Here is a 22,241-nt window from a genome sequence, read left to right as displayed (position 1 = left end):
ATCGAAAAAGCGGCGCTAGCGCCCGGTTAAAATAACTCTACGAAATAGTCCTTCACAGACTTGGCCAGCTCCCGTGCACTGCCCTCGAATTCGAGGAAGTGGGGAATCAACACCGACTCACTCCACCAGCTGTCCTGATCCACCGGAGCCAGTGCCGGGGCCAGAATCAGCAGTGCCATCACCACAATGGCTCCCCGCGCCAGACCAAACACCATACCCAGCACCCGATCGGTACCGGACAAACCCGTGGCCTCGACAAAAGCGGAGAGCATCATATTCAACAGAGCCCCAGCCAGGAGCGTACCGAAGAACAGAATGGCGAAGGCGGCGATCGCCTGGAGAGATGGGGTATCGACAAGGTTTGAAAGCAGTGGTGCCAGCTGTTCGCGAAACATCATCGCGACCAAAAAAGCGGCGACCCAGGTGAGCAGTGACAGGGTTTCACGCACGAAACCTCGACTAAGGCCGATAAGTGTGGAAACACCCACAATAGCCACGATGGTCCAGTCAGCCCAATTCATTCAAACCTACCTGCGTGGCGGCTGCTGCCGCGAAGAGCGCGCATTCTAACTTAAGGGACTAAGCGCGTGAAGCCGTAGACGAATCGATTGGAATTTCCTACCCCAACTGTAAAATTTCGTGGGCGAATCGCCTTACCGCAATGGATTTATGCCGAAAAAAGTACAGGCGTATAGCCGCTTTCAGCGCGTCACCCTCCGGGGAAAGACCATACACCAGCGGGTAACGAACCTAGTAAGAAATGAATGACGCCCAGCCAGTTTCACTGCCACCCGCGAAATACTGGCACAGGCTGGAAAAATTGCCGCTTCTTTAGAGTGAGAGAGAGCCGAATGGCGAGAGAGAACCAAGAGAGGGTCGAAAAAAGCGAGAGCGGCTCGTCAGGCTCGCCCTCTAGCATCGCTGTAATTACCTGCTTGCAGGTCATTAAGCCATCAGGCTTTAAAGCGGAGTACCAGGGTTTGTGCTTGCAGCAGAGAATCCAGCTCCCGCTTAATTCCCTCGGCATCGGCCTTATTGACCTTGGGCCCCACAAAGACCCGCACAAAGCGCCCTTTGTCCGTTTCCACCGCGCGGGTATAGGCGCGATAACCCTTATCCATCAGGCGCATGCGCAGCTGCTGCGCGCGGGAGTCATCCTTGTAGGAGGCCACCTGTACCACCCAGGCCATCGGCTGCCCCTGTTCGTCCACCAGTGGCGAAGCGGCCTTTTTGGTAGTTTTGGCAGCATCGCTCTCCGCTTCCGGCACGGAATCGCTCACGTCTTGCTTGGACTGCGAGCCGGACTGAGAATCGGAGTTAGAGTCGGAAGCGGCAAACTTGGCCGCCCCCTCCGCAGGGTTGGAAAACTTCTCCGGCACTTCCGGTTGAAAAACCTCTCCAGCCGCAGGAGCCGGCGCCACACCGGCAACAGGCTCGGGTTTGCCAATCTCAACCGGGCGAATATCGGGCTCCGCCGGGATCTGGCTCGCTTCGCTGATAGGCCCCTTGGACTCCCGGTCCAGTAGACTCGGCAGGAAAATTACCGCGAGCGCAATCAGCACCAGCGCACCAACAATGCGCTGTTTAAAGCCGTCGTTCAGCCGCCCTCTGAGGGGGGACTTATCCTCGCAATTCTCCATTACCCTCGTCTCGTATCTGCTGCAGAACTTCCGCCACAGTAAAGAAGGATCCATAGACAAGCAACCTGTCCTGTGGACCGAGGGTCGGCAACAGTTGTGACAACCCTTCGGCTACAGTTGGACAGCGCCGATCCATATTCGTCTCATCCACCCCGGCTTCTTGAAGACCCGCACACAGCGCCTCACCTTCGGCAGCACGGTTATTTTCCGGCAGCAGGGCCGGATGCCAGCGATCCACCAGTTCGCGGAGAGGGGCAAACAGGCCGGGCAGGTCCTTATCTTTCATAGCCGCTACCAAAGCATGGGTCTTCCCCTCTACCGGGTTGGCGGCAAGCCAATTTGCCAGGTGTTCCGCCGCAGCCGGGTTATGCCCCACATCCAACAGCAGATTTCGTTCATGCCAATAGACTTGCTGACAGCGCCCGGGCAGCGTTATTTGGGCCAGGGCTGTCTCGCTACCCTCTTGAGGTAGAGCATCCAGTATTGCCAGAGCGGTGAGCGCGGCAGCGATACTGGGACGCGGCAAGCTGATATCCGGTATCGACAGTACCAGATCACCAAAGTGATAGATCTCACTGTCCCCGCTCGAAGTGATACTGAAATCCTGGCCAATAAAATAACTGGAACTGGCCTGCTTTTCGGACGCAGACAGCACCGATTGAGGCGGTGCGCTATCTGCACAGATGAAGGGGGCACCGGGGCGCAAAATGCCCGCCTTTTCACGGCCGATAACCTCTCGATCACTGCCCAGCCAATCCTCGTGATCGACCGCCACACTGGTGATAATCGCCAAGTCGGCATCCACCAGATTGGCCGCATCCAACCGGCCACCGAGGCCAACTTCCAGCAGGGCATATTCCACTCCCGCGCGCTGGTATAACCAGAGTGCGGCCAGGGTGGTGAACTCGAAATAGGTCAGACTGGTTTCCCCTCGGGCGGCTTCCACCGCCACAAAAGACTCGACCAACTGTTGATCGGATACCTCCTCGCCATTGATACGTATCCGCTCATTAAAACGCAGCAGGTGTGGGGAGCTGTAAGCCCCAACAGAGTGACCGGCATGACACAAGAGTGCCTCCATAGTCGCCACGCAAGAGCCCTTGCCATTGGTGCCTGCCACGGTAATCACCTTGGGGGCGGGTTTTTGCACCCCCAGGGTAGCGGCGACAGAGGAGACACGCTCGAGCCCCAGTTCGATTTCAGTAGGGTGCAGCCGCTCCAGGCGGGCGAGCCAATCTTGTAATGAGGACATAATCGGATAGATCGCTGGTAAGAGGCAGCAGCCAGGTTTTCTTCCTGGCTGCTCTTAAGCACCTCCGGGGAATGGGGAAATCATTAATTACCGCTCAGTTTACCCAATAGGCGCGAGACGGTGGTGCGCATATCCTTGCGCGGAATAATCATATCGATAGCGCCGTGCTCCAGCAGGAATTCACTGCGCTGGAAACCCTTGGGCAATTTCTGGCGGATGGTCTGCTCAATAATATTGGGACCGGCAAACCCGGCACGTGCGCCCGGTTCGGCCGCATTGATATCCCCCAGCAGGGCCAGGGAGGCCGAAACGCCGCCATACACGGGGTCGGTCATAATGGAGATATAAGGCACGCCCGCCATCTTCATTTTTTCCAACACCGCCGAGGTCTTGGCCATCTGCATCAGGGAGATCAAAGCCTCCTGCATGCGCGCCCCGCCAGTGGCTGAGAAGCACACCAATGGAATGCGCTGTTCCAAGGCGCGCTGGGCCGCGCGGGTAAAGCGCTCTCCCACCACATAGCCCATGGAACCGCCGTGGAAGGCAAATTCGAAGGCCACTGCTACCAAAGGTTCTCCATTCAAGGTGCCCTGCATGGCAATCAATGCGTCTTTTTCACCTGTGGATTTTTGCGCCTGCAGCAGGCGATCTTTGTATTTTTTGACGTCTTTAAATTTCAGGCGATCCACTGGCAGCACATCCGTGGCCAGCTCTTCACGCCCGTCCTCATCGAGGAAGATATCCAAGCGGCGGCGGGCGCCGATACGCAAATGGTGATCGCACTTGGGGCACACATCCAGGTTGCGCTCCAGCTCCGGGCGGTAAAGCATGGCGTCACACTTGACGCACTTCTTCCATACCCCCTCTGGGACCTTGCTGCTGCCGGCACGTCGCTCGGTGCGAATTACCGCGGGAACAATTTTTTCTAACCAGCTCATCTCGTTTCCAAATCCGGATGCTTTCTGTAGGCCGGCGCATTTTACCGACCGGTGAGTTTCAGGCTACGAATTAAAACACTAAGCTGAACATCAAACCCAGCCAGATCAGCCGCTATTTTTGGTGATCTGGCCAGCTTCTTGCCTTAGCCCGGGGCAAGCCTAGCGGTCCAGAGCCCGGCGCATCTCGCTGACGATGTCTCCCAGCTTCGTCTTGGCAGCAGCCAGATCCGCAGCGTTATCTACCGCTGAGACCAGCACACTACCCACTACCGCGCCGTCGCCATGGGCACTGACGGATCGCGCCGAGCTACCGTCTTTGATACCAAAACCCACACACAGGGGCAAATCGGTAAAGCGGCGAATATGTTCGAGATTATCGCGCACAGAGTCCAAATCGAGATGGCCGGCACCGGTAACGCCCTTCAGGGAGACGTAATACACAAAACCACTGGCCAGGCCGGTAATCTCGCGAATACGCTCTTCGGTGGTGGTGGGCGTCAGCAGGAAGATATTGCGCAGGTTGCGCTCCGCCAAAAGCTTATTGAGCGGCCCCGCTTCCTCCGCCGGCAGGTCTACCGTGAGAGCACCGTCAACTCCGGCATCGAGCGCGGCATCGGCGAACTCCCGCTCACCCATACGCTGGATCGGGTTGGCATACCCCATCAGGATAACCGGGGTTTCCTCATCTACCTGACGGAATTCTTTCACCAGCGCCAGACACTTGCGCAAGGAGGCGCCGTTGGCCAGGGCGCGCTCATGCCCCTTCTGGATTACCGGCCCCTCGGCCATGGGATCGGAGAAAGGCACCCCCAACTCGATAATATCCGCACCACTGGCCACCAACTGATGCATCAACGGTACGGTATTTTCCAAGCCGCCATCACCGGCGACGATATAAGTTACCAGGGCCTTTCGGCCCTCGCCGCGCAGTCTGGCAAAGCGGCGATCAATTCTATTTTGTTCTGTCACTGTGTATTCCCTGAGCTACTCCTGGCTTAGCGCCAGCTCACTTGGTCACGATTTTTTTGATAGGCCCACCCGAGGTGGTGGGCAAAACGCCGTTAAACCTCAATACCGTCAATCGCGGCAACGGTGAAAATATCTTTGTCACCACGACCGGAGAGGTTCACCACGATGTTTTGTTCAGGCGCCATTTCAGCCGCGAGTTTCATCGCGTAGGCAACTGCATGACTGGACTCCAACGCCGGCAGAATACCCTCGGTGCGGGTGAGACGACGGAAGGCCTCGAGCGCCTCTTTATCATCGGCAGTGACATACTCAACACGGCCGATATCTTTGAGCCAGGCATGTTCGGGACCGACACCTGGGTAGTCGAGGCCCGCAGAAACCGAGTGGGTCTCGATAATCTGACCGTCTTCGTCTTCCATCAAATAGGTGCGGTTGCCGTGCAGGACACCGGGAATACCATCGTTGAGAGGCGCCGCGTGCTTGCCGGAAGCCAACCCTTCACCGCCGGCCTCAACGCCAAACATTTTCACTTCAGAGTCATTGAGGAAGGGGTGGAACAGGCCAATCGCATTGGAGCCACCGCCGACACAGGCCACCAGGGCATCGGGCAACTGGCCAAACTGTTCCAGACTCTGGCGACGCGCTTCGCGGCCAATAATGGAGTTAAAGTCCCGCACCAACTGGGGATAGGGGTGGGGGCCAGCCACGGTGCCGATAATGTAGAAAGTGTTATCGACATTGGTCACCCAATCGCGCATGGCCTCATTCATCGCGTCTTTCAGCGTCTTGGAACCGGACTCCACCGGCACCACTTCGGCACCCAACAGCTTCATACGATAGACATTGGGGGATTGGCGCTTGACGTCCTCAGCCCCCATATAAACGGTGCACTGTAACCCCAAGCGCGCGGCCACAGTAGCGGTGGCCACACCGTGTTGGCCCGCACCGGTTTCAGCAATCACACGACTCTTACCGCTGTGCTTGGCCAACAGTGCCTGGCCAACGGTATTGTTTACTTTGTGCGCACCGGTATGGTTGAGATCTTCCCGCTTAAGCCAGATTCGCGCACCGCCCGCTTGCTCAGTCAATCGCTCAGCGAGATACAGCGGTGATGGTCTGCCTACATAGTGCGCCAGATCGTGATCAAAGGCAGCGACAAAATCCGGATCATCTTTCAGGCGGCTATACATTGCCTGAAGCTCATCCAATGCGCTGATCAGCGTCTCCGATACAAAGCGACCGCCGTAGGGACCAAAATGTCCGCTCGCATCCGGGAAGGTGGAAAAATCGATAGCACCTGGCTTACTCACACTCATACTCCGTGGGTCACGTGGTTTTTAAACTGTTTTATTAATGCTTGAATAGTTCTTCCTAAACTATTCAAGCATCGCCAGAAAATACTGGCGCAGATGCGTGGATCTGCTGGTATTTACTGGCTCGCGCCGGCACTGCCGGCGGCGGCACTTCCCTGTGCCGCTTTCATCCTATGTAGGGATAGTTCCTCCTGAACCATTCAAGCATCGCCAGAAAATACTGGCGCAGATGCGTGGATCTGCTGGTATTTACTGGCTCGCGCCGGCACTGCCGGCGGCGGCACTTCCCTGTGCCGCTTTCATCTTACGCAACAATAGTTCCCTCTGAACCATTCAAACATCACCAGAAAATACCGGTACAGATATACAGAGCTGCTTGTATTTTCTGGTTGGTACCGGCTTTACCGGCAGCGACACATTCTTGTGGCGCTAAAATATTCTGCCTCGCCAGCTAGTTGCTCTTAGCTGCGCGAATAAAAGCACTCACTTTTTGCCGGTCTTTAATACCCGGCGCCTCTTCTACGCCGCCGCTGACATCCACTCCCTGGGGGCGCGCTGCCGATATTGCTGCAGCAACATTGTCCGCAGTCAGTCCGCCGGCGAGTACTATGGACCGGCCACTTTTCTGCGGCACTCTGTCCCAGTCGAAGGTCTCACCGGTGCCACCGGGAACACCTGGGCGATAGGCATCCAGTAAAAAACCGCGTGCTTTGGGGTGTTCCTGCATTGCAGCGACAACATCCAGGCCTTCTTTCATGCGCAAAGCCTTGATATAGGGCCGGCGAAACTGCTCGCAGTAACGGGCCCTTTCCTCACCGTGAAATTGCAATAGGTTGAGGGGAACCAACTCCAGTGCCTGATCTACTTCACTCTGAGCGGCATCCACGAATAAGCCTGTCAGGGTCACGAAGGGAGGAACTGCTGCGGCAATTACTGCGGCAGCCTTGGGGTCGATATAGCGAGGACTGGCCTTATAGAAGACCAATCCCAGCGCATCCGCGCCGGCGTCAACAGCCATCAGGGCATCTTCTACACGGGTGATGCCGCAAATCTTCACTTGCATCGCTTAACCTGGAGCCGGCCGAGCGGCCAACAAAAATGAGGGAACTCAGGATACTAGCAGATTGACACGGAGGGCGAAACGCGTGCTATTTCGCCGAAACTGCACCCTGAGAGCCCGACTGAAGGGATACGCGATAAAATCCGCCTATTATTTAAAGCTGCGGGAGCGTACCGAGTGCCAGGGGCACCAGCAAAGGCCCCGGTTCGCAGACAGGCAATTGAAATTCCCGCGGATATTGCACATCCACCAAATATAAACCGAATGGCGGCGCAGTGACTCCACCGGCGGAACGATCGCGTTTCTCCAGCACCTCCCGTACCCAGTCGGGGCTGCGCTCTCCTCGCCCCACGGCCATCAAAACACCGGTAATATTGCGCACCATATGGTGTAAGAAGGCGTTGGCGCTCACTTCCAACACGATCAACTGCCCCACACGAGCGATATCCAGGCGGGTGATTTCCCGCACTGGGCTCTTGGCCTGACACTGGGAGGCGCGGAAACTGGTGAAATCCTGGCGGCCAATCAGGTGCTTCGCCCCGTCGCGCATGGCATCCATGTCCAGTGGGTGCTGAGTCCAGGTCACCTCGGCCGCACTGTGTGCTGAGCGGGTCGGCGCACTGTGAATTAAATAGCGATAGCTACGCGCATGGGCAGAAAAGCGCGCATGAAATTGCGCCGGCATCTCACGAACCCAGCGCACTCGCACAGAGTCCGGCAGTTTGGTATTCACGCCTTGAACCCAGGCGCGCTCCGGGCGCTGAGCACGGGTATCGAAGTGAATCACCTGATTCGTGGCATGCACTCCAGCATCGGTACGACCAGCGCAAACCAGGGTGATAGGTTCCGCAGCGATATTGGAGAGGGCCCGCTCCAGATGGGCCTGTACAGTCTCGGCGGCAGACTTCTGTTTTTGAAAGCCGTGCAGCCGCGCGCCACAATACTCAACACCCAGTGCGATTCGACGCAGCCCTTCGGGCAGCTGTTCACCGGGGGGGACCTCTCCATTAGCTTTGTAGATGTAATCGCGATCTGTCGCCTGCGTCATAACGGCAAAATTACTCTGATGATGTGCCGCCCCCAAAGCCGAGGGCAGTATTTAGTAGAAAAATCCGACCACTCGAATAGAGCGCGAAAAATTAGCCGGGGAGCCCCCGGCAACATAAAAAAACCTCGCAGCCTGTGCGAGGTTTTTTTGGGGCGGAGTCGTGAAGCGGTTAAACCATGCGCTCCAACATCTCCTCTGCGCGGTTCTTATGCTCGCCACCACCATCCTGGGCCACTTCCTTGAGGATATCCTTGGCACCTTCTTTGTCACCCATGTCCATATAAGCCTGGGCCAACTCCAACTTGGTACCCATCTCGTCGCCACCTTCTAGCAGGCTGAGCTCGGAATTGAGATCGCTCTCCAAATTGAAATCCAAACCGGCAAATTCGGACTCGGCATCTTGCTGTTGTGTAGCAGCCACTTCACTACTCTGCTTATTGCCAGCCAGCTCCTGACCAAGTGGCTCCTGAGCTGGTGCAGACTCCAGATCGAGATCATTCTCGGTGCCCACCCCCAAAGCCAGGTCCCCGTCGGTAGATTCGTCGATCAGGGCCAGCTCGTCTTCGAGGGAAAACTCCTCTTCGACAGCGCCTTCGCCGATAGACAACTCTTCACCGGTAGCCTCTAGGGAAGCCATATCGAAGTCGAGATCCTCTTCCTGTGGCAAGCCATTAGATTTGGCATTATCGGCAACTGCGGCGCTGGTTGCGACCTCCAGAGATTCTGTCGAAGCGAGATCCCCGGCAAGATCGTCGAGATCAATGCTATCGAGATCCAACTCACCATCCAACTCTGAGCCAATCATATCCAGGTCGTTCTCGGAGAAAGCCTCCAGCGAGAACTCATCCTCGCTACCCACACTTGGTGCTGCATCGACAACAGCCTCCAACTCCTGGGCTTCCAGGCTATCTTCAGCCGCCGTGACCTCTTCGGCGTGCAGTTCCTTAGCGTCCCCTTCCATCATGGAGAGGTCTAATTCAAAATCCAAACCGCCAATGGAGCCACTAGACTTGCTCTTTTCAGTCTCTACACCGGCCTCTTCCAGCTCAGCAGCCAACTCATCAACGCCAGCCTCAGGGCTCTCAGCGGTGTCGAGCGCCAAGGCGTCGAGATCCAGTTCAGAGGTGTCAAAATCGATTGGGGCAAGGTCTGCTTCGCTCTCTGCGACAGCTTCACCAGCCAGCGAATCTTGCAGCGCCAGTTCATCGGCCCCTGTGGTATTCAGGTCACCGAGATCCAAGTCGCCTAAATCGAGATCGTCGAGATTTAACTCTTCATCACTATTGGACGCCAACAGGGAGTTGGCCTGATCGGTATCCAGAGCGTCATCGAGATCCAAATCATCGAGGTTGAACTCGCTATCCAGATCGAGGGAGTCACCCGTGTCCAGCGGCGGCTCCGCAAAGGTGTCATCCAAGTCGAGGGACAGTTCCTCTGTAGATAGTTCGCCATCCGCTTTCTCATGGTCCAGGGACAGATCCATGGTGAGGTCGTCGAGTAGCGAGTTATCGCCATTAAAGCCCTCCTCATTAGAATGGGCTGGCTCGGCCCCGGAGAAATCCTGGTCCAGAGCGGCACCAATATCGTCCAATTGTGCCGCTTCCAGCGACTCGCTGGAGAAATCCATCGACGGGGCTTCAAAGTCAGGGGCACCGGCAATCGTTTCACGCAGGCGTGCCGCGCGGTCGGCCGCAGGGCCATCGCTGATAGCAAGCAGCTGGATATAGTGGTCGTCGAACTTCTCAATATCCTGATTGTGGGCGTAAACCTCCATCAGCATCAGGCGCGCATCCACTACCTGGGGGTCTTTTTCCAAGCCGAGCAGCAGTTTGCTCTCGGCTTCTTCGTACTGTCCCAGTGACAGGTGAATTTCCGCCTCAGAAATGGGGTCATCGGTACCCACATCACCCAGGTCGCTGAGGTCGAAAGCATCGTCGGCTTCCATACTCTCCACTGCGGCCAGGGTTTCATCCGCTGTGGCGGCCTCTTCAGGCAAGTCCAGGGAGGATTCCTCTGCGGCCAGCTGTTGCTCCAGTTGCTGCTCAGCCTCCTGCTCAGCCTTGCGGCGGCGCCAGGTAAAGAAACCGAACAGGCCCGCCAGCAAACCTGCGGCACCGATGCCGACCAATTGCATATTATCGCCGAGCTTCTCCATCAGGCTGGGCTCGGGCTGGGTTTGAACGGACACTACGCGATTGCGCGATTCCGGCTCGGCGGCAGTCGCTTGCGCAGTATTCTGCTCGATAGAATCATCGAGGGATTCGCCTGCAAAGGCTTCTTCCGGCTGACCTTCCGCGCTGTCCAACTCATTGTTGGCCAGTTCATTGTCGGCCAGCTCGTCGCTTTCAATTTCGCTGGTATCGAGAAGCGGATCAGACAATTCGGCGGCGGCCTGCACCGCGAGCATTTCATCATTGGAAACCTCGACCAAGGCCTCCATGGTATCGATCTGTTCATCGAGTTCGGCGATACGCTCGCGCAACTCAGTATTTTCCAGCTGGGATTTATCCAGCTCTTCTTCGGCTACCGTCAGGTCGCCTTCCAGGGCCTCGCTATCCTCGGAACCACTACCGGAGCCAGAGATAACAGATTCGTTGTCGCCGGGGGCGGTCAGGCTTACGCGACCTTCAATCTCGGTGCTGGCGAGGCGCTCTTCTTCTACGGGGCGCGCATCCAGCGGCGCTCCTGTAGCGACTTCCTCGGAGCGGTTACGCTGACGCCAGGAGTCATTCTGCTGTGCCACCTCGGAAATTGCCTCGGTGAGGCTCAGACTGCGCAAATCTTCGTTGTTGGGCAGACGCAGCACCGCACCCTTTTTCAACAGGTTGATATTGCCGTTGATAAAAGCTTCCGGATTCAGGCGCTGGATCGCCAACATGGTTTGCTGCACGGAAAATTCGCGGCTAACACGATTTTCCAGGGCGATTTCCCACAGGGTATCGGCGGAGGAAACCGGGCCGTAAACCTGGCTGCTATCGCCACTATTTGTAGAGGCGCGCTGCGGCTGACGACGCACAGGCTCAGGTTGCTGTGCGGCAGGTGCTTCAGTGGGCTGCTCCACTTCTGGCTCGACAACCGGCTGCGGTGCGGGTTGCGCAGGACGCGGAGCAGGTCTCTGAACTTGGGTATCGCGGCGCACCTGCTGGCGCTCGCGCTCGGCCGCGCGCACCGGCTGCTGAGCGCTGTTCGGTGAAAACGCCGGCAGATCCATCAACAGGGTGTATTCCCGCAGCAGGCGTCCACTGGGCCAGCGGGTTTCAACCAGGAAATTCAGAAAGGGTTCGCGGATAGGTTCGCGGCTGGTAATACGGACTACCGGCTTGCTGCCCGAATAATCCACATCAAAACGCAGTGAAGTGAGTAGGTAGGAGCGCTCTACTCCAGCGCGGTCAAATTCATCCGGCCCTGCCAGACGCACTTTGATCTCAGCATCATCCAGGCCGCGGGTTTGCAGCAGGCCAATCTCCGCATTGAGCGGTTGATTAAGGGTGGAGTTGAGTTTGATCTCCCCCAGTCCGAGCGCCAGAGTCGCGTTGCTTCCCAGTGCACCGACTAGACCAACTGCAAGTGCCAACTTACGCACACGCATATCCGATTCCCTTTATTGTTAGAATCTTCCCAGGGCTTCCGAAAAGCGCGCCTTCAGAAAATCCCCATTACTGAACAGTAATCGTTCGACTAATTGACCGCCATACGGGCGGCCACCAACCAGGGCGAATCATTCGCCATTCGCAGCCGGACCAAAGTTAAGACTACACCTTCACTATGGCGGCTAAGTATTAAATATCAGTAGTTTTTTAGCAACAAGTGAGCAATTTGTGCACAGTTCATTGCAACGTCTTTGCGCAGATTATCCGACACCGCACAAAGGTTTATCTGCCGCTTGCCAAGTAGGCTTTGGCGCAAGCGACCGATGATTGTCACGTCACTACCCACGGCATTTTCGGCCGAGGGTTGCTCCGCCAACTGAAGACGCACACCATTGGCTAACAGTGCGCGTATTTTTTCCAGGTCCGCCTCTTCGCGCAAAACAATGCCCAAATTGGCCAGCTGGCCGTGAAATACAGAAACGGTGTTAATGCTGGCATCAATAGCGACGCCATCGCCAAGCAAACGGCGCAAGTCGTGAATTAAAGTCAGCTCGCCGAGGGTATGGCCACTGGCGAGCAGGGCTTCACTGGCGCTGAGCTGATTAAATGCAAGGCGGTGTCCAATGGCGGGATCGACTTCCGCATCCTGGCCACTGAACATACGCGCTGTCTGCGCCGCAGTGGCATCGATGGCAGCTTTGCCTAAGGCGGATACCGGTTGATTGAGTTGCACCTGCACACCCTGCAGATTTTCTGCCAGGGGAAATAGTGCTTCGGCTACCATGGCGGCGCCGGCACTGGGCACTGCCACTACGCGGCGCTCTGCGCTGGCCAGCTCTGCGGCGTTGAAAGCGGGATGGATCAGGGCAACACTCTCGTCGCCGCGGGTGTTGTTCGCCGCATCCACTACCCAGGCACCGCTGTTTTCGGCGCTGGTTATAGCCACATTAATGGCTTCGCTGGAGTCCAGCAAAATGACCACCTGCCCCTTAGCAAAAGCGAATTTCTCCAGGGCTTGCACAGAAATACTGCGATTGGCAAATACCTGCGGATCGACTTCGCGCTCCTCGCTCTCCAGCAAACACAGCTGCTCGGCGGTAATAATTTCCCGCTCCTCCAGGATTTCCAGCAGAGGGGCAAAGGCGGCGTTATCGACACCGACGATGACCAGTTCGCGGGCGGCTTCGGACATGGCTATTCACTTCGTTGGGTTGGAAAGGAAAAAATGAGGGGGCGATTATACCCGCGGGGGAAAATCGAAAAAGCCGCTATGACAACTAGTAGCGGCTTTTTACTTGATGGGGTTCACAGCTTGGCAAAATGTCCTCTATTAACAAACGCTGCAACATGCGCCGCTGGAGCACTTACACCAAGCTGTACCAGTTACAGCTTACCCAGCAAAATCAGCAGGATACGGCGCAGGGGTTCGGCTGCCCCCCAGAGTAATTGGTCGCCCACGGTAAAGGCGTTCAGATACTCTGGACCCATGCTTAACTTGCGCAGGCGCCCCACCGGGATATCCAGCTTGCCAGTCACTGCTGTGGGCGTCAGCTGCTGCAGAGTGGCTTCGCGCTCATTGGGTACCACATTGACCCAATCATTAGCAGTGTCCAGCAACTGCTCTATTTCTGCTAGCGGCAAATCTTTTTTCAGCTTCACAGTAAAAGCCTGACTGTGGCAGCGCATTGCGCCGATACGCACACAGGTACCATCCACCGGAATTGGACTCTGGGTTTGCAGAATTTTGTTGGCTTCCACCTGAGCCTTCCACTCTTCACGGCTCTGGCCATTGTCCAACTGAGTATCGATCCAGGGCAGCAGGCTGCCGGCCAGAGGGGCACCAAACTGCGCAGTGGGGAAATCTGCCGAGCGCATGTCCGCAACCACCTTGCGATCGATATCCAAAATGGCGCTGGCGGGATTTTCCAGTTCTGGCGCCACGCCGTCCCGGATCGCGCCCATTTGCGCAATCAGCTCGCGCATATTCTTGGCGCCGGCACCGCTGGCGGCCTGATAGGTCATGGCACTCACCCACTCCACCAGATCCGCTTTAAACAGGCCACCCAAAGCCATCAGCATCAGGCTCACAGTGCAGTTGCCGCCGATAAAATTCTTCTGCCCCGCATCGATGGCACGGTCGATCACATCGCGGTTGACCGGGTCCAGTACGATTACCGCGTCCTCCTGCATACGCAGGCTGGATGCCGCATCGATCCAATAACCCTGCCAGCCGGCCTCGCGCAGGCGGGGGAAAACCTCTTTGGTGTAATCGCCGCCCTGGCAGCTGACAATGGCATCCAGCGCCGCGAGTGCATCGAGATCATAAGCGTCGCCAAGCGGCGGCAACTCGCGGCCGATATCCGGCGCGTTGCCGCCAGCATTGGAGGTAGAGAAGAAGATCGGTTCAGCGATATGCGCAAAGTCATCCTCGGCGCCCATGCGTTCCAGTAATACCGAGCCAACCATACCGCGCCAGCCGATAAAACCTATTTTCTGCATTGCTTTGTCCTGTTTGTGAAGTGATCTGAGTGCGCCACCGAGAAAGTGGCGCGATAGTGAAATGGGCAAATTTTTACCGTCACCAGCGCTCAAAGCGCGGCGACGACAGCGGCGCCCATCTCCGCCGTGGAAACTTTGCGGCAACCCTCTGTGTAAATATCGGCAGTGCGCAGCCCCTGCTCCAGCACCTTACTGACTGCAGCCTCAATGGCATCCGCCGCTTCACCCATATCCAGGGAGTAACGCAGCATCATCGCCGCAGACAGGATAGTGGCGAGCGGGTTGGCGACGCCCTGCCCGGCGATATCCGGAGCGGAACCGTGGCAAGGTTCATACAAACCGAAACCGTTTTCGTTTAGGGACGCGGATGGCAGCATGCCGATGGAACCGGTGAGCATGGCGGCGGCATCGGAGAGAATATCGCCGAACATATTGCCAGTCACCATTACATCGAACTGCTTGGGTGCACGCACCAGCTGCATCGCGGCATTGTCCACATACATATGTGACAGTTCCACATCCGGGTACTCCGGCGCCAGGCGATCCAGTACTTCGCGCCAGAGCACGGAAACTTCCAGGACATTGGCCTTATCGACAGAGCAGAGCTTGCCATTGCGTTTTTGCGCCGCCTCAAAAGCCGAGCGGGCGATGCGCTCAATTTCCGATTCGCTGTACACATAGGTGTTGAAACCCTGGCGCTCACCATTTTCCAGGGTGCGAATGCCGCGGGGCTCACCGAAATAAATTCCGCCGGTGAGTTCGCGCACAATCAGAATGTCCAGCCCGGCCACCACTTCCGGTTTGAGCGAAGAGGCGTCGGCCAGCTGCGGATAGAGAATGGCTGGGCGCAGATTGGCATAGAGGCCGAGCCCGCTGCGAATTTTCAGCAACCCCTTTTCCGGACGAATTTCACGCGCCAGGGTATCCCACTGGGGGCCTCCGACTGCGCCGAGTAATACCGCATCGCACTCACCTGCGACCTTGAGTGTTTCGTCGGTGAGCGGCTCACCGTGCGCATCAATGGAGGAACCGCCGATCAGGCCCTGCTCAAAGCTAAGGCCCAAATGGTATTTACCGGATACGACCTCCAGCACTGCCATGGCCTGTTCAACAATTTCAGGGCCAATGCCGTCACCCGGCAAAATCATCACTTTCTTTGTCACAGGAATTTCCTTTAATTATTGAACCGCATCGAAAAGCCAGGGCGCTTTTTCACGTCGCTCCGCTTCATAAGCACGGATATCATCGGCGTGCTCCAGGGTCAGGCCAATATGATCGAGACCGTTAATTAGACAGTGCTTGTAGAAGGCATCCACCTCAAAGGCAATCGTCTCGCCACAGGGCTTATGTATACGCTGTTGCTCAAGGTCGACCGTGAGCGTGTAACCTTCCTGCGCGTGCGTTTCCTCGAACAAGCGGTGTACCACGGCTTCGGGCAAGACAATTGGCAGCAACCCATTTTTAAAGCAGTTATTAAAGAAGATATCGGCAAAACTGGGCGCAATGATTGCGCGAAAACCGTGATCTTCCAGCGCCCAAGGGGCGTGCTCACGGCTGGAACCACAGCCAAAATTTTCCCGCGCCAGCAGCACCGAGCCACCCTCATAACGGGGGAAGTTCAGGGGGAAATCCGGGTTGATTGGGCGGTTCGAGCAATCCTGGCCGGGAAAACCTTCATCCAGGTAGCGCAGCTCATCAAAGAGATTGGGGCCGAAGCCAGTGCGCTTGATGGACTTCAAAAACTGCTTGGGAATAATCAGATCCGTATCCACATTGGCGCGATCCATAGGCACCACGATGCCCTGGTGCTGGGTAAATGCTCTCATCAGGCCATCTCCTCTTGCGCTTGCACTGGTGCCATCTCGCGCACATCAACAAAGTGTCCGGCAATCGCCGCTGCCGCCGCCATAGCGGGGCTGACCAGGTGTGTGCGGCCACCGTAACCCTGGCGCCCTTCAAAGTTGCGATTGGAAGTGGAGGCGCAGTGCTCACCAGCCCCTAACTTGTCCGCATTCATTGCCAGGCACATAGAGCAGGAGGGCTCGCGCCACTCGAAACCGGCCTCGACAAAAATTTCGTGCAACCCCTCGCGCTCCGCCTGGGCCTTAACCGCCTGGGAACCCGGAACAATCAATACCTGCTTAACACTGCCGGCCTTGCTGCGGCCCTTGGCTACAGCGGCTGCGGCACGCAAGTCCTCAATACGGGAGTTGGTGCAGGAGCCGATAAAGACGCGATCGAGTTTGATATCGCTGATCTTCTGCCCGGCGCTCAGTCCCATATATTCCAGGGCGCGCTGCATACCAGTGCGTTTGGTAGTGTCGTCTTCGGCATCGAGGTCCGGCACATTGGCACTAATAGGAACAACCATTTCCGGCGAAGTCCCCCAGCTCACCTGGGGCTCAATCTCCTCACCCTGCAGTACTACAACCTGATCAAAGTCCGCATCGTCATCGGAATGCAGGTGGATCCAGGCCTCAACCGCTCTATCCCAATGCTCACCTTTTGGTGCGTAGGGTTTATCTTTCACATAATCGAGGGTGATCTGGTCCACTGCCACCATGCCCGCGCGAGCACCGGCTTCGATCGCCATATTGCACACGGTCATGCGGCCTTCCATGGACATCTTGCGGATGACTTCGCCGCCGAACTCAATGGCATAGCCGGTACCACCGGCAGTGCCGATCTTGCCGATAATCGCCAGCACTACGTCTTTGGCGGTAACACCTGGAAGCAGCTCGCCATCCACGCGTACCAGCATATTCTTCATTTTGCGCTGGATCAGACACTGGGTGGCCATCACATGCTCCACCTCGGAGGTGCCAATGCCGTGGGCCAGAGCCCCCAACGCACCGTGGGTGGAGGTGTGGGAATCGCCGCACACCACCGTCATACCCGGCAGGGTGGCGCCGGTTTCCGGACCAATCACATGCACAATGCCCTGCCCCGGCTCGTTGATACCGAACTGCACCACATCGAAATCCCGGCAGTTTTCATCCAGGGTCTGCACCTGGATACGGGAAATATCGTCGCGGATACCGCTAACACCGGCCGCACGTTCAGCGCTTTCGGAAGGCACATTGTGATCGGGAGTCGCGACCAGGGAGTCTTTACGCCAGGGCTGCCGGCCAGCCAGGCGCAGCCCTTCAAAAGCTTGAGGTGAGGTCACCTCGTGAATCAGATGGCGGTCGATATAGATCAACGCGGACCCATCGTCACGGATCTTGATCAGGTGGTCCTGCCAGAGTTTGTCGTAGAGTGTTTGCCCTGCCACAGCCGTTCCTCTCAATAGTTAAGTGCTCGAGTCTACCCAGGACTCAAAAATAACACCAATTTATATTTATTATCCAATGTATTCCAAAAAGGAATTTGAGGTACTATTGGGCCCAGAGTTCCATCAGTGAGAGACATAGCAATTGGAAATTCAGTGGTTGAAGGCTTTCCTGGCAATTGCCGAACAGGGTTCTGTATCGGGGGCGGCAGAGCAACTGCACCTGACCCAGCCCGCCGCCAGCAAGCGCCTCGCGGCACTTGAGCAGCAACTGCAGGCGCCGCTGTTTGATCGCATAGGCCGCAAGCTACAGCTCACCGATGCCGGGCGCGCCCTGCTGCCCCGCGCCCGCCACATCCTCAATGAAATCTCCGACACCGAACAAGAGTTGCGCGCCCTTGGCGATACCGTTAGCGGTAGCCTGCGCATCGCCACCAGTCACCATGTGGGCCTACATCACCTCCCGCCAGTACTTAAGGAATTCAGTAATCGCTACCCGAAAGTAGCCCTGGATATCGACTTCGTAGATTCCGAGCAAGCCTACGAAGCCCTGATGGCCGCCAAATACGAACTGGCCGTGGTTACCCTTGCTCTCAAGGATTACCCACACCTGAACGCACAAGTGATCTGGCCAGACCCCTGCGTAGTAGTGGCGGCACCGAACCATCCTCTCACCAGAATCCCAGAATTGGAGCTGGCTGACCTAGCCAATTACCCCGCCATACTGCCAGACCTCAATACCTATACCGGGCGCCTGATCAAAAGGGAATTCGACGCCCAGGGCTTGAAGCTTACCTCCAAGCTGGCCACTAATTTTCTGGAAACAATCAAGATGATGGCCTGTGTCGGACTGGGCTGGAGTGTTTTGCCCCAAACTCTGGTGGATGAGAGCCTGGCAGTACTGCCGGTGAGAAAATTGCAGGTCTTGCGCAACCTCGGTGTGATTAGCCATCGCGGGCGTACGCTGAGTAATGCCGCCAGCGCGCTACAGCGAATGCTATTTGAAGCGAACCCCTAAACTGCCAAGCGGCGGGAAATAAGACAAAGTCTCGTAAAAATTCCGCCCACCTTCGCCCGCCTTAAATAGCACAACGCCCCATTCTTTCTGCGACATTAAAATTCCACTGCAAGCGCCACTCTTGCTTAATCGGCCGACAAATTTGTGAAAATGTGCAACTTACAGCAACACATTAAAAATAACCCTGTACACTCCGCGGCAAATTTATCACGGAGAGAAACTCATGAAGAAATCTGCTATTGCCCTGTGCGCCCTTCTCAGCAGCGGTGCCGCCAGCGCTGATACGATTCTCGGCCTTGATGCCAGCCTCGGTGCCTGGCTGCCAAATTACGACGGTAATATTGGTAAGGACGATTATAATCTGGACAAACTCTCCCTCAGCGAAGACCACATCACCTTTATTCAAGTCGCATTGGAACACCCAATTCCGCTGGTGCCCAATGTCATGCTCGCACACAGCAACATTGATACTGATGGCAGCGCCGAACTGCAAAGCACCGTCACTTTCGACGATGTAACTTTCCAGACTGGCTCAACCATCAACACCGACCTCGACCTCACCCACACCGACGCAACTTTCTACTACGAAATTTTGGACAACTGGGTAAACCTGGACCTGGGCATTACCGCGCGCAGATACGACGGTGAATTTACCGCCATCAGTGAAGATCGCACAGAAACCATCCAGCTAACAGGCTACCTGCCAATGGCCTATGGAATGGCGCGTTTTGACCTGCCATTTAGCGGCTGGTCTGTTATTGCCCAGGGCAATGGCACCGCTTATCGCGGCGATACCCTCACTGATTTCACCGCAAAAGTGCGCTGGGATTTCGTACCCGCTGTGGATCTGGCTATTGAGGCCGGCTACCGCGTAATGAACCTGGACCTGGATGAACTGGATGACTTGCAGAGCGATGTTGAGATTAAAGGCCCCTATATTGGCCTAAACCTGCACCTCTAAAATTACCCAGCTAAGCCTCAGGCCTAATTCATCTCCACCAATTCAAAAATTACTCCCGGCCCGCTATAGCTAGCGCGCCGGAATTCCCCTAAGGTGAGCCCATACCTTGCCCCTTGAGAAACCACTAGGCGGCGCGGGAACCTCCCCAGATGCCGCCGGCTAAAATCCCACTGAATATTCTTGAGGGCCGCAGAAACACAATTAACTCTTTTCAGAGTTCCCTTAACGCAAGAACAGCGAGGCGAACGGGCAGTGCAATCTTTTCTGCAAACACTGGGAATTTCCCACCCCATTTTTCAAGCGCCAATGGCCGGCGTCTCCACCCCAGAGCTTGCCGCCGCAGTCTCCAATGCCGGCGGACTCGGCGCCATCGGCCTCGGCCCCTACTCCCCACAGAAAGCCGCTGAAAAAATCCAGCAGACCCGAGAACTCACCGAGCACCCCTTCAACGTCAATGTTTTCTGTCATCAACCGGCAATTGCAGATCCCCAGCGTGAAGCCGCCTGGCTCAATCACCTGGCACCTTATTTCTCGGAGCTGGATGCAACGCCACCTCAAGCGTTACATGAGCCCTACCCGAGCTTTATTGGGAACAGCGAACTCCTGGAAGTGCTCGTACAAGAAAAGCCCGCCGTGGTGAGCTTTCATTTCGGATTGCCCGAGCAAGCAGCCATCAGCACGCTCAAAGACTCTGGAATAATCCTGCTCGCCACTGCCACTACCCCCGAAGAAGCGAAGCTTGCTGAAGACGCAGGAATGGATGTCTTGATCGCTCAAGGCATAGAGGCCGGCGGCCATAGAGGGGTATTTGATCCAGAAGAAGATCGGGAAATAGGGACGCTCGCTCTAGTCCGTCTACTTTGCAGCCAAAGCAATCTGCCCATTATTGCCGCCGGGGGCATTATGGATGGAGCCGGTATACACGCAGCCCTCTCCCTCGGCGCCAGCGCTGTGCAGATGGGAACCGCCTTTATTCTTTGCCCAGAATCCGCCGCTGACGATAACTTCCGGGCAGCTCTTAAAAGTGAGCGAGCTCATAACACCGCGATCACCGCCAATATCTCCGGGCGTCCCGCTCGCGGTATTGCCAATCGTTTTTTCCGGGATCTAAACCGCAATGCGCCAGCAAGGCCTGATTACCCCATTTGCTACAGTGCCGGCAAGGCTCTCGCCAACGCCTCGGCTGCAGCTGGCAGCGATAGTTTTGCGGTGCAATGGGCTGGCCAGGGTGCCCCCCTGTGCAGGGCCCTACCAGCAGCAGAATTAATTACCACCTTGGCCGCAGAACTGGAAGCCACACAGTAATTATTGACCAAATGTACTTTCCCCGAGAATATTTTGACTCGGGGAAAATCACCGAGCAAAAATCGCTACCTTATTCCCATCCAGATCGCGAAAATAAGCACCATAGAAGGCTCCAGGGTCTCTATGACCGGGCTCACCTTCGCTCACAGCACCCAAGCTAAGAGCCATACAATAAATACGATCAACTTTCTTTTCATTCTCGGCTTTAAGAGTAACCATAGTGCCATTACCAAAGTTGGCAGACTCATTATTGAACGACACTGTTAACGCGAGTTTCGTAGATGAGTTGGAAAATCCCCAAAAGACCACTCTACCAGACGCATAAATTTCCTTACCCCCAAGCAAGCTAATTAACTGGCCATAAAAACTGCGAGCCTGCTCCAGATTATTGGTACCAAGAGAAATATGTGAAATCACTACAATCACTCCTGTTTAGGGTAATTGACGTAAGATATTTTTTAGGAGCAGCGTATCAAAATATAGCCGGGATATTACCCGGCAATATTCTGTTCATGATTTATCATCTGAGGCTATCGCCCAAAGTGACATAACTAGCGAGATCAGCGGGAGAGAATTGCCTCAACCGCAGTTTGAACTTCATTATCACTGGCATCAATACCAAGAGAAAAAGACAGATATTCATCGCCCCGCCCCCCAAACCTACGGTCAATTTCGGCTAGGCAGTGAATCGTTTCTCCATCCAAAATAAATGAAAGTTCGACTTCCTTAGCCCCGAAAAAGCCTCCGCCTTTAAATTCTATTTCCTGATAACAGCCAGACTTTGAAGAAAAGGAACCACCACTCAAATAGCCTTTTTCAACATCTGCTTTCACCAGATCAAAACCCTCGCCTTCAATTAGAGCGACAATTGACTGGACTACCGGCAGGGGCTTAACTTCCAGGTAGTCCCTATCCTTGGGGTCAATGGCAAAATCTATATCAAGTGTCGTTTCCAACCAAACACGACATTCATTCTTGCGGGCCCTAAGTGCAGTAATTGGTGCCTCATCGTTTAACTTAAATTCAAAGGGAACTTCTATACTTTTGCCGGCATCAATTGTAAATGGTTCTACAATTCTTATGTCATCCAAAGTAAAATGGATATAGCTAGTGCCATTATCATTCTCTACTTTTACCTCAGTACAGAGCTTTAAATTGATTGCATCAACTTCCTGCTCGATATCACCTCCCCGGATGTGGATACTTCCTCTGATCAGCTCCCCCTGAAATACGCTAGTGCTATCTAAAACAGTATCGACCTTAGCCGCACCAATCCCCAAAGAGGCTTTCAACTTCTGCAACATAACTTCTAACTACCAACCAAGAAACGGAATGATCAATACTAAACACAGCGCCGATCAAAAGACAAATCAAGTT

19 protein-coding genes are annotated in these 22,241 nt (G+C 55.7%); 3 read left to right on the top strand and 16 right to left on the bottom strand.

The window, feature by feature from the left end; genetic code table 11:
• Positions 1-26: 26 nt before the first annotated feature.
• From ACXAFI_RS04905 to leuC, 14 genes are all read right to left on the bottom strand, one after another.
• Entirely contained in the window at positions 27-521 is a 495-nt protein-coding gene (locus ACXAFI_RS04905; RefSeq protein ID WP_152454343.1) for a CvpA family protein, read from the bottom strand.
• 432 nt (positions 522-953) lie between these two features.
• Positions 954-1,640, bottom strand: a complete 687-nt coding sequence (locus tag ACXAFI_RS04900) for an SPOR domain-containing protein (protein WP_475107893.1) — start codon at positions 1,638-1,640, stop codon at positions 954-956.
• Positions 1,621-2,892: a bifunctional tetrahydrofolate synthase/dihydrofolate synthase gene (gene folC / locus ACXAFI_RS04895; protein ID WP_475107892.1), complete on the bottom strand. Its 1,272-nt coding sequence runs from the start codon at positions 2,890-2,892 to the stop codon at positions 1,621-1,623. The genes ACXAFI_RS04900 and folC overlap by 20 nt, the downstream gene beginning before the upstream one ends.
• 83 nt (positions 2,893-2,975) lie before the next feature.
• Positions 2,976-3,830 carry an acetyl-CoA carboxylase, carboxyltransferase subunit beta gene (accD, locus tag ACXAFI_RS04890; RefSeq protein WP_252085167.1) on the bottom strand — a complete coding sequence of 285 codons (855 nt, stop codon included), beginning with the start codon at positions 3,828-3,830 and terminating at the stop codon, positions 2,976-2,978.
• A 159-nt stretch (positions 3,831-3,989) separates the two neighbouring features.
• Entirely contained in the window at positions 3,990-4,799 is an 810-nt protein-coding gene (trpA, locus tag ACXAFI_RS04885; protein WP_475107891.1) for a tryptophan synthase subunit alpha, read from the bottom strand.
• A 92-nt stretch (positions 4,800-4,891) separates the two neighbouring features.
• Complete coding sequence (trpB, locus tag ACXAFI_RS04880; protein WP_152454348.1) at positions 4,892-6,115, bottom strand: tryptophan synthase subunit beta; 1,224 nt, start codon at positions 6,113-6,115, stop codon at positions 4,892-4,894.
• A gap of 448 nt (positions 6,116-6,563) precedes the next feature.
• On the bottom strand, positions 6,564-7,175 hold the full coding sequence (locus ACXAFI_RS04875) for a phosphoribosylanthranilate isomerase (RefSeq protein ID WP_475107890.1): 612 nt from the start codon (positions 7,173-7,175) through the stop codon (positions 6,564-6,566).
• A gap of 151 nt (positions 7,176-7,326) precedes the next feature.
• Entirely contained in the window at positions 7,327-8,220 is an 894-nt protein-coding gene (gene truA / locus ACXAFI_RS04870; RefSeq protein ID WP_475107889.1) for a tRNA pseudouridine(38-40) synthase TruA, read from the bottom strand.
• 169 nt (positions 8,221-8,389) lie between these two features.
• Positions 8,390-11,809 (bottom strand): motility hub landmark protein FimV, encoded by a 3,420-nt coding sequence (locus tag ACXAFI_RS04865; protein WP_475107888.1) that lies wholly within the window; start codon positions 11,807-11,809, stop codon positions 8,390-8,392.
• A gap of 197 nt (positions 11,810-12,006) precedes the next feature.
• A complete protein-coding gene (locus ACXAFI_RS04860; RefSeq protein WP_475107887.1) occupies positions 12,007-13,002 on the bottom strand; it encodes an Asd/ArgC dimerization domain-containing protein in 996 nt (331 codons plus the stop codon).
• A 191-nt stretch (positions 13,003-13,193) separates the two neighbouring features.
• Positions 13,194-14,309 (bottom strand): aspartate-semialdehyde dehydrogenase, encoded by a 1,116-nt coding sequence (asd, locus tag ACXAFI_RS04855; RefSeq protein ID WP_475107886.1) that lies wholly within the window; start codon positions 14,307-14,309, stop codon positions 13,194-13,196.
• Between the two features lie 89 nt (positions 14,310-14,398).
• Entirely contained in the window at positions 14,399-15,457 is a 1,059-nt protein-coding gene (leuB, locus tag ACXAFI_RS04850; protein WP_475109797.1) for a 3-isopropylmalate dehydrogenase, read from the bottom strand.
• A gap of 30 nt (positions 15,458-15,487) precedes the next feature.
• Positions 15,488-16,135 (bottom strand): 3-isopropylmalate dehydratase small subunit, encoded by a 648-nt coding sequence (gene leuD, locus ACXAFI_RS04845; protein ID WP_475107885.1) that lies wholly within the window; start codon positions 16,133-16,135, stop codon positions 15,488-15,490.
• Positions 16,135-17,583: a 3-isopropylmalate dehydratase large subunit gene (gene leuC, locus ACXAFI_RS04840; protein WP_475107884.1), complete on the bottom strand. Its 1,449-nt coding sequence runs from the start codon at positions 17,581-17,583 to the stop codon at positions 16,135-16,137. Before leuC ends, leuD begins: the two co-directional genes overlap by 1 nt.
• A gap of 142 nt (positions 17,584-17,725) precedes the next feature.
• Between leuC and ACXAFI_RS04835 the strand changes: the two genes are divergently transcribed.
• The 3 genes from ACXAFI_RS04835 to ACXAFI_RS04825 all read left to right on the top strand — a co-directional run bounded on the left by ACXAFI_RS04835 (position 17,726) and on the right by ACXAFI_RS04825 (position 20,864).
• Entirely contained in the window at positions 17,726-18,598 is an 873-nt protein-coding gene (locus ACXAFI_RS04835; RefSeq protein WP_152454357.1) for a LysR family transcriptional regulator, read from the top strand.
• Between the two features lie 223 nt (positions 18,599-18,821).
• Positions 18,822-19,559 (top strand): TIGR04219 family outer membrane beta-barrel protein, encoded by a 738-nt coding sequence (locus ACXAFI_RS04830; protein WP_152454358.1) that lies wholly within the window; start codon positions 18,822-18,824, stop codon positions 19,557-19,559.
• Between the two features lie 252 nt (positions 19,560-19,811).
• Positions 19,812-20,864: an NAD(P)H-dependent flavin oxidoreductase gene (locus tag ACXAFI_RS04825; RefSeq protein WP_475107883.1), complete on the top strand. Its 1,053-nt coding sequence runs from the start codon at positions 19,812-19,814 to the stop codon at positions 20,862-20,864.
• Positions 20,865-20,912: 48 nt separating this feature from the next.
• Here the strand turns inward: ACXAFI_RS04825 and ACXAFI_RS04820 are convergent, their stop codons facing one another.
• On the bottom strand, positions 20,913-21,281 hold the full coding sequence (locus ACXAFI_RS04820) for a VOC family protein (protein ID WP_475107882.1): 369 nt from the start codon (positions 21,279-21,281) through the stop codon (positions 20,913-20,915).
• Between the two features lie 143 nt (positions 21,282-21,424).
• Positions 21,425-22,168 (bottom strand): sporulation protein, encoded by a 744-nt coding sequence (locus tag ACXAFI_RS04815; protein WP_475107881.1) that lies wholly within the window; start codon positions 22,166-22,168, stop codon positions 21,425-21,427.
• Positions 22,169-22,241 lie beyond the last annotated feature (73 nt).

Source organism: Microbulbifer sp. ABH2_005 (assembly GCF_056160005.1).
Note: the sequence above shows the minus strand (reverse complement) of the source record. Positions and strands in the feature narration are given on the sequence as shown.